The following is a 12,668-nucleotide window of genomic DNA, read 5'->3' as shown; positions in this document are numbered from 1 at the left end:
GCTTTTTTTATGCATAAAATCGTGCGCTGCGTTAAGAATTCCTCATTTCCGCCAACACAACCCTGCCTTTTTTGATAGCAGACAAAGTTTCCTACCTCCTTATTAGTAGTATCCCTGCATTCTGAGTGGGTAACTACTTTATGACCGGAGCAGGAAAATGTCGGTAATCGAACCTGAAGTCATCACGATAAAAAGTGGTATCAGCCGCCGGACGCTGATGAAAACATCAACGCTGGCAGGACTGGCCATTGCCGCGGGCGGCGTATCTCTGCCATTCAGCCGCAAAGCACTAGCACAGGCTGTGAGTGAGGCGAAAAATTCCGCACCTGAAGACAAAGTGGTCTGGGGTGCCTGCTCGGTTAACTGCGGCAGCCGCTGCGCCCTGCGATTACATGTACGTGATGATGAAGTGTACTGGGTTGAAACCGATAATACCGGACATGACATCTACGGTGACCATCAGGTTCGCGCCTGTCTGCGTGGCCGCTCAATCCGCCGGCGAATGAACCATCCGGAGCGTCTGAATTACCCGATGAAGCGCGTCGGTAAACGTGGTGAAGGTAAATTCAGGCGCATCAGCTGGGAAGAAGCCTTTGATGAAATCGCCAATAACCTGAAGCGTATTGTTGCTAAATATGGCAATGAGGCCGTGTACATCAACTACACCTCCGGCGTTGTCGGCGGCAATATCACCCGTTCTTCCCCTTACGCCTCGCTGGTTGCCCGCCTGATGAACTGTTACGGCGGCTTCCTCAGTCATTACGGGACTTACAGTACCGCGCAAATCGCCTGCGCCATGCCATACACTTATGGCAGTAATGATGGCAACAGCACATCAGATATTGAAAACAGTAAGCTGGTGGTGCTTTTCGGTAACAATCCTGCCGAAACACGCATGAGCGGTGGCGGTATCACCTATTACCTGGAGCAGGCGCGTCAGCGTTCCAGTGCCCGTATGATCGTGATCGACCCGCGCTACACCGACACTGCTGCAGGCCGTGAAGATGAGTGGATCCCGATCCGTCCGGGAACCGATGCTGCACTGGTCGCCGGTCTTGCACATGTGCTGATCACCGAAAACATGGTCGATCAGCCTTTCCTCGATGCCTGTTGCGTGGGCTACGACGAAAAAACCTTGCCCGCGGATGCACCCGTAAACAGCCACTACAAAGCGTACATTCTCGGTCAGGGCGAAGATGCGACGGCGAAGACGCCTGAATGGGCATCCCGTATTACCGGCATTCCTGTGGATCGCATCGTTAAACTGGCCCGGGAAATCGGACAAGCCAAACCTGCTTATATTTCTCAGGGCTGGGGCCCGCAGCGTCAGGCCAATGGTGAACTGACGTCCCGGGCTATCGCTATGCTGCCGATTCTGACCGGCAATGTCGGTATCAATGGTGGTAACAGCGGTGCGCGTGAATCAACCTATACCATTACTATCGAAAGAATGCCGGTGCTGGAAAATCCGGTGAAAACACAGATTTCCTGTTTTAGCTGGACCGATGCCATTGCGCGCGGACCTGAAATGACTGCCAAAGCAGATGGCGTGCGCGGTAAAGACAAGCTGGATGTGCCGATCAAATTCATCTGGAACTATGCCGGTAACACCATCACCAACCAGCATTCCGATATCAATAAAACACACGATATTCTGCAGGATGACTCGCAGTGCGAAATGATCGTGGTGCTGGAAAACTTCATGACATCATCGGCGAAGTACGCCGATATCCTGCTGCCGGATCTTATGACCGTCGAACAGGAAGACATTATTCCCAACGATTACGCCGGCAATATGGGATACCTGATTTTCATCCAGCCCGCGACCTCTGCCAAATTCGAGCGCAAAGGAATTTACGAGATGATGAGCGAAGTGGCGCGTCGTCTTGGTCCGGATGTTTACAACAAATTCACCGAAGGCCGCACCCAGCGGGAATGGTTGCAGTATCTGTACACCAAAATGCTGGCGAAAGACCCGGCGTTACCTGCGTATGAAGAATTGCGCGAAATGGGAATTTATAAACGTAAAGACCCAGCCGGGCATTTTGTGGCCTATAAAAAATTCCGTCAGGATCCTGTCGCTAATCCGCTGAAAACACCCTCAGGAAAGATCGAAATTTATTCCTCTGCACTGGCGAAAATTGCCAGCGAATGGGAGCTGCAAAAAGACGAAACAATCAGTCCGCTGCCGGTCTATGCCTCAACCTTTGAAGGCTGGGATGACCCGAAACGCAGCCAGTTCCCGCTACAAATGTTCGGCTTCCACTACAAAGCCCGCACCCATTCCACTTACGGCAATATCGACGTGCTGCAGGCGGCCTGCCGTCAGGAAGTATGGATCAATCCGCTGGATGCCAAAACCCGTGGTATTGAGAACGGTGACAAAGTGAAAGTGTTTAATGACCGTGGCGAAGTGCGTGTGGCAGCCAAAGTAACGCCGCGCATCATGCCCGGCGTTGTTGCTATGGGGCAGGGCGCATGGCATCAGGCCAATATGAATGGTGACCGTATTGACCATGGTGCCTGCATGAATACGCTGACGACTCAACGCCCGTCCCCGCTGGCGAAAGGAAATCCTCAGCATACGAATTTGATTCAAATAGAAAAAGTCTAAAGAAGCTACGGCCCAGGAGCCAGGCTCAATGACATGGTTGTTAAATTTTCGCCCTTCAGATGAGGGCGCAACGGAGTAAGTAATGTCGGATTCAAACAGTAAGAAAACGGGTTCAGGCGGAGGGATCAGTCGCCGTGACCTGGTTAAGGGAACTACGCTCGCCGGCATGGCAGCTGCCGTCGGGGGCATATCACTGCCGTTTAAATCAATACGTGCTGAAACACGTAAGGATTCGGTTAAAACCGCAGACGAGAAAATTGTCTGGAGTGCCTGCACCGTAAACTGCGGCAGCCGCTGTCCGCTAAGAATGCACGTCGTTGATAACGAGATCCGTTATGTCGAAACCGATAATACCGGTGATGATAATTATGAAGGATTGCATCAGGTTCGCGCCTGTCTGCGCGGGCGTTCCATGCGTCGCCGTGTTTATAACCCTGACCGCCTGAAGTATCCGATGAAGCGTGTAGGGAAACGTGGCGAGGGTAAATTCAAGCCAATCAGCTGGGACGAAGCGTTCGATACCCTGGCTGGCAGCCTGAAAGACATAATTAGCCGTTATGGCAATGAGGCCATTTATCTGAATTATGGCACCGGCACGCTGGGTGGCACCATGACCCGTTCATGGCCGCCAGGTAAAACGCTGATTGCCCGTCTGATGAACTGCTGCGGCGGTTATCTGAATCATTATGGTGACTACAGTTCGGCACAAATCGCTGCCGGTTTGAATTATACCTACGGTGGCTGGGCGGATGGCAACAGCCCGTCTGATATCGAAAACAGCAAACTGGTGGTGCTGTTTGGTAATAATCCGGGCGAAACGCGCATGAGCGGCGGCGGGGTGACGTATTACCTCGAACAGGCACGTCAGCGTTCCAACGCCCGCATGATCATTGTCGATCCGCGTTATACCGATACCGGTGCCGGCCGTGAAGACGAATGGGTGCCGATCCGACCGGGTACGGATGGCGCACTGGCTGCGGCGCTTGCGCATGTCATGATCACTGAAAATCTGGTCGATCAGCCTTTCCTCGACAAATATTGCGTCGGTTATGACGAAAAAACATTACCGGCAGGTGTCCCGCAGAATGCACATTATAAAGCGTATATTCTCGGAACCGGCCCCGATGGCGTGGCAAAAACGCCGGAATGGGCATCAAAAATCACCGGTATTTCTGTCGATAAAATCGTCAAGCTGGGGCGCGAAATCGGTCAGGCGAAACCGGCATTTATCACCCAGGGCTGGGGGCCGCAGCGTCATGCAAATGGTGAGATTGCCACCCGTGCGATAGCTATGCTGGCAATTCTGACCGGTAATGTCGGCGTTCATGGCGGCAATTCCGGTGCCCGCGAAGGCTCTTACGAAATTCCGTTTGTTCGTATGCCAACGCTCGAAAACCCGGTTCAGACCAGCATATCCATGTTTATGTGGACGGACGCGATTGTGCGTGGTCCGCAAATGACTGCCACTAAAGATGGCGTACGCGGAAAAGCGAAACTGGATGTGCCGATCAAATTTATCTGGAATTACGCTGGTAACTGCCTGATTAACCAGCATTCTGATATCAACCGCACCCACAATATTCTGCAGGATGACCAGCAATGCGAGATGATTGTGGTGATTGATAACCACATGACGTCTTCGGCGAAATACGCCGACATTATCCTGCCTGACTGTACCGCCTCTGAGCAGATGGATTTCTGCCTCGATGCGTCGTGCGGCAACATGGATTACATCATTTTTGCTGATCAGGCGATCACGCCTCGCTTCCAGTGCAAAAACATTTATGAGATGACCAGCGAGTTGTCCCGCCGTATGGGTGTTGAGCAGCAGTTCACCGAAGGCCGTACGCAGGAGGAGTGGTTGCGTCATTTGTATCAGCAATCCCGTGAAGCATTGCCTGAACTGCCAGATTTCGACACCTTCCGCAAACAGGGCATGTTCAAAAAACGCGATCCTGAACAGCATCACGTCGCTTACAAAGCATTCCGTGAAGATCCGGCGGCCAATCCGCTGAGCACGCCGTCTGGCAAAATCGAAATCTACTCCGCGGAACTGGCGAAAATTGCCTCTGAGTGGGAACTCTCTAAAGACGATGTCATTGATCCGTTGCCGGTCTATGCCGCTGGTTTCGAAAACTATGACGATCCGCTGGCCAGCAAATATCCGTTACAGCTGACCGGTTTTCACTACAAGGCGCGTACGCACTCCACTTACGGCAACGTTGATGTGCTGAAAGCCGCATGCCGTCAGGAAATGTGGATCAACCCGATGGATGCTGCGCAGCGTGGCATCAGCAACGGCGACATGATCCGCATCTTCAACGATCGTGGCGAAGTTCAGATTGCTGCCAAAGTGACGCCGCGCATGATGCCGGGCGTTGTGGCGCTCGGAGAAGGTGCCTGGTATTCCCCTGACAGCAAAAAGATTGACCGTGCGGGTAGCATTAACGTACTGACTTCTCAAAGACCTTCACCGCTGGCGAAAGGTAACCCCTCTCATACCAACCTTGTGCAAGTGGCTAAGGTTTAACGGAGTAAAACATGACAACTCAATATGGTTTTTATATTGACTCAAGCCGCTGCACAGGATGCAAAACCTGCGAACTGGCCTGTAAAGATTTCAAAAACTTAACGCCGGACGTCAGTTTCCGCCGCATCTATGAATATGCCGGTGGCGACTGGCAGAAGGACGGCGATGGCTGGCATCAGAATGTCTTCGCGTATTATCTGTCGATTTCCTGCAACCACTGCGCAGATCCAGCCTGTACCAAAGTGTGTCCGAGTGGCGCGATGCATAAGCGTGAAGATGGGTTCGTGGTGGTGAACGAAGACGTTTGCATCGGTTGCCGTTATTGCCACATGGCGTGTCCGTACGGTGCGCCACAGTACAACGAAGCCAAAGGTCATATGACCAAATGCGACGGCTGCTATGAGCGTATTGCGGAAGGTAAGAAACCGATTTGTGTGGAATCCTGCCCGTTACGTGCGCTGGATATGGCGCCGATTGAAGAGCTGCGTGCAAAATACGGTGATCTGGCTGAAGTGGCTCCGTTGCCGGCTTCACATTTTACACACCCAAATATCGTCATCAAACCCAATGCGAATTGCCGTCCTGTAGGCGATACCACGGGTTATCTGGCTAACCCGAAGGAGGTTTGAGATGGGAAACGGATGGCATGAATGGCCTTTAATGGTCTTTACGGTTCTGGGGCAGTGTGTGGTGGGTGCATTTATTGTGCTGGCTATCGCGCTTCTCACCCAACGCAGTAAAGAAGATGTCCGAAGGATACATCTTTCGATGTTCTTCCTGTGGGCGCTAATGGCGATTGCTTTTATCGCTTCAGTTCTGCATCTGGGCTCACCCCTGCGTGCATTTAACTCGCTGAACCGGCTGGGGGCGTCGCCGCTGAGCAACGAAATCGGTAGCGGATCATTCTTCTTTGCCTTAGGCGGGATTTACTGGCTGCTGGCGATGGTTAATAAGATGCCGCGCGTACTGGGCAAAATCTGGTTGATCGTCACCATGCTGGCCGGTATCGGCTTTGTCTACGCAATGTGCCGCGTTTATGAAATTGATACCGTGCCGACCTGGGATAATGCGTATACCTTCTTCCATTTCGGGCTGACGGTGCTGATCGGTGGTCCGGTTCTGGGTTATCTGCTGCTTCGTGGTGCGAATATCAATGGTTGCGGGCTGCGCCTGTTGCCGGTTATCAGTCTTGCTGCGCTGGTCGTGAGTATGGCAGTCGTTATGCTGCAAAGCGCAAGTCTGGCAGGCATCAACAGTTCTGTTCAGGCGGCTTCTGCCCTGATCCCGCAATATGGTTCGCTGTCAGTCTGGCGGCTGGTGCTGGTAATTCTCGGTCTCGGCTGCTGGTTCTGTCCGCTGATTATGCGCAAACGTCCGGCACTGGCATCAATGATTCTGGCGTTCGTGCTGGTATTTGCCGGTGAGCTGATTGGTCGCGCCATTTTCTATGGTTTGCATATGACTGTGGGAATGGCCGTCAGCGGCTAAATGATCAGTAGTCCGATTTATCAGAGGACACGTCGCTTGCGGTGGCGTGTTCTCTCTAAGCAGAGTGAATTATGTCAGCAGAATCAATCAGTTTAACCGGTAAGATTTTAGGTGCCGTATTATTTTATCCGCCAGATTCCCGCGAGGTTCAGCCATTAATTGCATTACTGGAAAGCAGCGAATGGGCACCCTTGTGGCCCTGTGCCACTGAACATGCCAAAGTTCAGGTGACTGAATATTTCAGCCAGATTGATCAGGCGCAAGAAAGCCTCACGGACGCCTATCAGCGCCTGTTTGTAGGCCCTTACGCGCTGCCAGCACCGCCGTGGGGCTCGGTCTATCTGGACAAAGAGTCTGTCGTGTTTGGCGATTCAACGCTGGTGCTCCGGCAGTGGATGCGCGAAAACGGCATCGAACCGCACCTGACACAGGCAGAACCAGAGGATCATATTGGTTTACTACTGATGATGTCTGCGTGGCTGGCGGAAAACTCTCCGTCATTGTTGAATGAATTTCTGACAATGCATTTGTTGCCGTGGTCAGGGCGTTATCTGGAATTGTTGCGGCAGAAAGCTGATCATCCGTTTTACGTGGGTGTGGCTGTACTGGCGGAATCCACGCTCTTTGGCTGGATCCAGCAGCAGGGTCTGGATGTGAAAACAGCGGATCTGTATTTCTGATGAGCGATCCACGCGACGCTGGTTTTTACCGGACCTGGATGAGCAGCAGAACCGTCAGCCGCCGTGGATTATTCCGCGGTTTGTTGTCACCCGCAAAACAGGCTGTTGAACAAACTGTCAGCCCGGAGAAAGCATTGCTGGTTCGCCAGTGCGCGCGTCCGCCTCAGGCAATAGCAGAGTCGCAGTTTATCCAAAAATGCGATGGCTGTGGTCGCTGTGCAGAGGCTTGCCCGGTGGGTATTTTGAGTATCCGTGAAGGGAAGGCGATACTGGCCATTGAGTATGCGGAATGTGATGCTTGTGGCGCCTGTACGTCATCCTGCGAGAATGGTGCGCTGGATGCCGCTGTCGTGATGGATACTGGTTTGCGTCCGGTGATTTTGCCGCAATGTCTTGGTCGCATGGATGACTTGTGCAGGATGTGCGAAATTGCGTGTCCGCGCACGGCAATATTTTTTAATCAACAAAATCAACCCAGCGTTGATAGCGCAAAATGTAACGGTTGCGGTAAATGCAAACTCGTTTGTTATCATGGTGATATTGACTTGTCATTAAAGCATCATGATTCCTGATACACGCGCTTGATTAACGATTTCAATCATCACTCTGCAGTTTGTGCTCAGGTCAATTTTTGCCAGATTGACTTTTAATCCGTCAGTGGCATGATGCGCGCAATTTCCTCCTGTTTGTGGTCTTCATCGTCCTATGTCCGCCTATTCTCGCCCCGTTTCTCTGCTCTTGTGCGGACTCCTTTTGCTGACGATTTCTATCGCCGTTTTAAACACGCTGGTACCCCTTTGGCTCAGCCATGAACAGCTACCGACCTGGCAGGTCGGGCTGGTCAGTTCATCGTATTTTACCGGTAACCTGCTGGGCACTTTGCTTGCAGGCGGGCTGATAAAACGCATTGGTTTCAACCGAAGCTATTACCTTTCCTGTGTAATATTTGCTGTTGCCACCGCAGGACTGGCGCTATCCATGAGTTTCTGGACGTGGGTTTCGGCCCGTTTCGTCGCGGGGATTGGGTGTGCGCTGATCTGGGTTGTGGTGGAAAGTGCGCTGTTACGAAGCGGAACAGTCAAAAATCGTGGCCAGCTGCTGGCGGCGTATATGATCATGTATTACATCGGAACGGTAGCAGGGCAGTTACTGGTTGGAACCGTACCAACGGCAATCTTCAGCGTTTTACCGTGGGTGACTGCACTGATTGTGATTGCGATGCTGCCTTTGCTGTTAACACATATTGAGGATCAGGACAGTGAACAACCGCGCCATGCGGTGATGCCGATGTTCAGACGGCGTAATGCACGTCTGGGGATAAATGGCTGTATTATTTCCGGTATTGTCCTCGGTTCACTCTACGGACTGATGCCGCTGTTCCTGGCGCATCAGGGAATGAGTGATGCGAACGTAGGTTACTGGATGGCATTGCTGGTCAGCGCGGGGATTATCGGACAGTGGCCGGTAGGACGTCTGGCAGATCGCTATGGTCGCCTGATGGTTTTACGCATCCAGATATTTTGTGTGATCCTCGGCAGTATTGCCATGCTCAGTGGGTATGCGATGGCGCCGACGCTGTTTATCCTCGGATGTGCGGGCTTTACGCTGTATCCAGTCGCGATGTCATGGGCCTGTGAGAAAGTGAGTGCTGATGAGCTGGTGGCGATGAATCAGGCGTTGCTAATGAGTTACACCATCGGCAGCCTTGCGGGACCGACAATGACCGCGATGCTGATGCAGAGTTATTCTGACCGTTTGCTGTTTGTGATGATCGCAGTGGTTTCGCTGGTCTATCTGATGATGCTGATGCGTAAAGCAGATCATACGCATAATCCTGTGGCCGCAGCGTAGTACCCTTCATTCTTGAAGCTGCAACTGCGTTAGCTACGATTCGGGGTCTCCTCACTTGCCGCCTTGGTGCAACTCCAATTATTTTGGATATGGTTTCATTGAGAATCTTATTCTCACAAAGCAAAAAAGACGCCAAATGGCGTCTTTTTAATGGGCTTGATATCTGTGTTTAATAGATAACTTTATGCCCGTAGCTGGCGAGAATGTTTTTCACTCTTTCCATGATTTCTTTGGTCGGCGGATTGACACCGTCCAGTCCGTATTTCTCGCCCATTGCCGTCCATTTATGTTTGCCGAGTTCATGATATGGCAACAGTTCAATCTTCTCGATGTTAGTCATGTCTTTGGTGAACTCGCCGAGTTTATGCGCGGACTCATCATCGTCTGACCAGCCCGGTACCACAACATAACGGATCCAGGTGCGCTGATTACGTTTTGCCAGATAGCGGGCAAAGTCCAGCGTACGGTGGTTGGATACGCCGACCAGATTCTGGTGAATATCGTCGTTCATTTGCTTGAGATCGAGCATAACCAGATCTGAGACATCCAGTAATTCGTCGATCACCGGATCATAACGGCGGACAAAACCGTTGGTGTCCAGACAGGTATTAATCCCTTCTTTCTGGCAGGCGCGGAACCAGTCGCGCACAAATTCTGCCTGAAGGATGGCTTCGCCACCTGACGCCGTCACACCACCGCCGGAAGCATTCATAAAGTGGCGATAGGTCACGACTTCTTTCATTAAATCATCAACATTGATCTCTGTCCCGCCGTGCGTGTCCCAGGTATCGCGGTTATGGCAATACATGCAACGCATCAGGCAGCCCTGAAAGAAAACAATGAAACGGATACCTGGGCCGTCAACGGTGCCACAGGATTCATATGAGTGGATGCGACCTTGAACTGACATTGCGGGTTATTCTCCATATTGACCAATGAATAGCAGTCTACATGTGCGGGTGCTGGCCTGGCAGAGATAAACTGGAAACCACAGGTTTATGATACCAGACAATCAATAAGGTTGATTGTCAGCAATGGTGCTACTGCTTTGCCAGAGGTCCACAACGTATAGCGCTCTGGCAAAACAGACTGTCGTGCAGACAGTGCAGGGCAGGGAGAGATGAAACAAAGGCTCCACATTATGGAGCCTTTTATCAGACCAGATTACAAGGCTGAGTTATTACAGGGACTTGGTGAAAGTACGAGTAATAACGTCTTGTTGCTGTTCTTTAGTCAGTGAGTTGAAACGCACTGCGTAACCAGAAACACGGATGGTCAGCTGAGGATAGTTTTCAGGATGTTCCATCGCATCTAACAGCATTTCGCGGTTCATCACGTTCACGTTCAGGTGTTGACCACCTTCGATGGACGCTTCGTGGTGGAAGTAACCATCCATAAGGCCTGCGAGGTTTGCTTTACGCACATCATCGTCTTTACCCAGCGCATTTGGAACGATAGAGAAGGTATAAGAAATACCATCTTTCGCGTAAGCAAACGGCAGTTTAGCAACAGAAGTCAGAGAGGCAACCGCACCTTTCTGGTCACGACCGTGCATTGGGTTAGCACCTGGACCAAATGGAGCGCCAGCGCGACGACCGTCTGGAGTGTTACCCGTTTTCTTACCATAAACCACGTTAGAGGTGATGGTCAGAACAGACTGAGTTGCTACAGCGCCACGGTAGGTACGCAGTTTCTGAATTTTCTTCATGAAACGTTCTACCAGGTCACAAGCGATGTCATCTACGCGAGAATCGTTGTTACCAAACTGTGGATATTCGCCTTCAATTTTGAAGTCTACAGCCAGGCCGTCTTCGTCACGGATGGTGCTAACTTTTGCGTATTTGATAGCAGACAGGGAGTCAGCAGCAACTGACAGACCTGCGATACCACACGCCATGGTGCGATAAACGTCACGGTCATGCAGAGCCATCAGCGATGCTTCGTAGCTGTATTTGTCGTGCATGTAGTGAATGATGTTCAGCGCAGTCACGTACTGTTTAGCCAACCAGTCCATGAAGTGATCCATGCGGTCCATGACTTTATCAAAGGTCAGGACTTCATCCATCATTGGTGCTTCTTTAGGACCAACCTGGATTTTCATTTTTTCATCAACGCCGCCGTTGATTGCGTACAACATGGTTTTTGCCAGGTTTGCACGAGCGCCGAAGAACTGCATTTGTTTACCCACAACCATCGGGCTCACACAACAAGCGATAGCATAATCATCGTTGTTGAAGTCAGGACGCATCAGGTCATCGTTCTCATACTGTACAGATGAGGTATCGATAGACACTTTCGCTGCGTACTTTTTGAAGTTCATTGGCAGTTTTTCAGACCACAGGATGGTCATGTTCGGCTCAGGTGAAGGCCCCATAGTGTACAGGGTATTCAGGAAGCGGAAGCTGCTTTTGGTAACCAGAGTACGGCCGTCAACGCCCATACCTGCCAGAGATTCAGTTGCCCAGATTGGGTCACCAGAGAACAGTTCATCATACTCAGGTGTACGCAGGAAACGAACCATACGCAGTTTCATGACCAAATGGTCAATCAGTTCCTGAGCTTGTTCTTCTGTCAGTTTGCCTGCTTTGATATCACGTTCGATGAACACGTCAAGGAAAGTAGATACGCGGCCGAAGGACATTGCAGCGCCATTCTGAGATTTAACTGCAGCCAGGTAGCCGAAGTAAGTCCACTGTACAGCTTCCTGTGCGTTAGTCGCAGGACCAGAAATGTCGCAACCGTATTTAGCAGCCATTTCTTTAATCTGGCCCAGTGCACGGTGTTGTTCAGAGATTTCTTCACGCAGCTGGATGGTCATTTCCAGGTTTACGCCATTTTCCAGGTCGTCTTGCAGAGACTGGAATTGTGCGTATTTATCGGCCATCAGGAAGTCGATACCGTACAGTGCAACGCGACGGTAGTCACCGATGATACGGCCACGGCCATACGCATCTGGCAGACCAGTCAGAACACCGGATTTACGGCAGTTCAGGATGTCTTTGGTGTAAACATCAAATACGCCCTGGTTGTGCGTTTTACGATAATCAGTGAAAACTTTTTTCAGCGCTGGATCCAGTTCACGGCCATAAACTTTACATGAACCTTCAACCATTTTGATGCCGCCGAATGGGATCAGAGCACGTTTCAATGGCGCGTCAGTTTGCAGACCAACGATAGTTTCCAGAGATTTATTGATGTAACCGGCATCGTGAGAAGTGATGGTAGAGGCAACGTCAGTATCGAAATCAACAGGAGCCTTAGTGCGGTTCTCCAGTTTGATACCATCCATTACTTTATCCCACAGGGTGGTTGTCGCTTCGGTAGCGCCAGCCAGGAAGGACTCATCACCTTCATACGGTGTGTAGTTCTTCTGAATGAAGTCACGGACGTTTACGCCATTCTGCCATTCACCAGCACTAAAACCTTGCCATGCGTTGGTCAATTTTTCATTGAGCTTGGACATTTTGCACCTACCTTCTAATTTGGATTTCTTTAAAAATCACGA

The 12,668-nt window shown here is 51.2% G+C and carries 9 protein-coding genes; 7 read left to right on the top strand and 2 right to left on the bottom strand.

Annotated features, from left to right (window positions below):
• Nucleotides 1-157 precede the first annotated feature (157 nt).
• The 7 genes from ynfE (at nucleotide 158) to CKQ54_RS17165 (ending at nucleotide 9,163) form a co-directional block, all read left to right on the top strand.
• The gene (ynfE, locus tag CKQ54_RS17195; RefSeq protein ID WP_120161196.1) at nucleotides 158-2,614 is read left to right on the top strand and encodes a selenate/tellurate reductase subunit YnfE; all 2,457 of its coding nucleotides are present in this window, start codon (nucleotides 158-160) and stop codon (nucleotides 2,612-2,614) included.
• A gap of 82 nt (nucleotides 2,615-2,696) precedes the next feature.
• Nucleotides 2,697-5,144, top strand: coding sequence for a dimethylsulfoxide reductase subunit A (gene dmsA, locus CKQ54_RS17190; protein WP_120161198.1), 2,448 nt, complete (start codon nucleotides 2,697-2,699; stop codon nucleotides 5,142-5,144).
• Between the two features lie 11 nt (nucleotides 5,145-5,155).
• A complete protein-coding gene (locus CKQ54_RS17185; RefSeq protein ID WP_095922658.1) occupies nucleotides 5,156-5,773 on the top strand; it encodes a DMSO/selenate family reductase complex B subunit in 618 nt (205 codons plus the stop codon).
• Between the two features lies 1 nt (nucleotide 5,774).
• Nucleotides 5,775-6,632, top strand: a complete 858-nt coding sequence (locus CKQ54_RS17180) for a dimethyl sulfoxide reductase anchor subunit family protein (RefSeq protein ID WP_120161200.1) — start codon at nucleotides 5,775-5,777, stop codon at nucleotides 6,630-6,632.
• A 71-nt stretch (nucleotides 6,633-6,703) separates the two neighbouring features.
• Nucleotides 6,704-7,312 carry a Tat proofreading chaperone DmsD gene (dmsD, locus tag CKQ54_RS17175; RefSeq protein WP_120161202.1) on the top strand — a complete coding sequence of 203 codons (609 nt, stop codon included), beginning with the start codon at nucleotides 6,704-6,706 and terminating at the stop codon, nucleotides 7,310-7,312.
• Nucleotides 7,312-7,884 carry a 4Fe-4S binding protein gene (locus CKQ54_RS17170; RefSeq protein ID WP_120161204.1) on the top strand — a complete coding sequence of 191 codons (573 nt, stop codon included), beginning with the start codon at nucleotides 7,312-7,314 and terminating at the stop codon, nucleotides 7,882-7,884. Before dmsD ends, CKQ54_RS17170 begins: the two co-directional genes overlap by 1 nt.
• Nucleotides 7,885-8,017: 133 nt before the next feature.
• Entirely contained in the window at nucleotides 8,018-9,163 is a 1,146-nt protein-coding gene (locus CKQ54_RS17165; RefSeq protein WP_120161206.1) for an MFS transporter, read from the top strand.
• A gap of 169 nt (nucleotides 9,164-9,332) precedes the next feature.
• Here the strand turns inward: CKQ54_RS17165 and pflA are convergent, their stop codons facing one another.
• Both pflA and pflB read right to left on the bottom strand, forming a co-directional pair.
• Nucleotides 9,333-10,073, bottom strand: a complete 741-nt coding sequence (pflA, locus tag CKQ54_RS17160; protein WP_120161208.1) for a pyruvate formate lyase 1-activating protein — start codon at nucleotides 10,071-10,073, stop codon at nucleotides 9,333-9,335.
• A gap of 270 nt (nucleotides 10,074-10,343) precedes the next feature.
• On the bottom strand, nucleotides 10,344-12,626 hold the full coding sequence (gene pflB, locus CKQ54_RS17155) for a formate C-acetyltransferase (protein ID WP_112287342.1): 2,283 nt from the start codon (nucleotides 12,624-12,626) through the stop codon (nucleotides 10,344-10,346).
• Between the last annotated feature and the right edge of the window lie 42 nt (nucleotides 12,627-12,668).

The organism is Rahnella variigena (assembly GCF_003610915.1).
In the GTDB taxonomy this organism is placed as follows: Bacteria; Pseudomonadota; Gammaproteobacteria; order Enterobacterales; family Enterobacteriaceae; genus Rahnella; species Rahnella variigena.
This window is presented reverse-complemented; position numbering and strand designations above follow the sequence as displayed.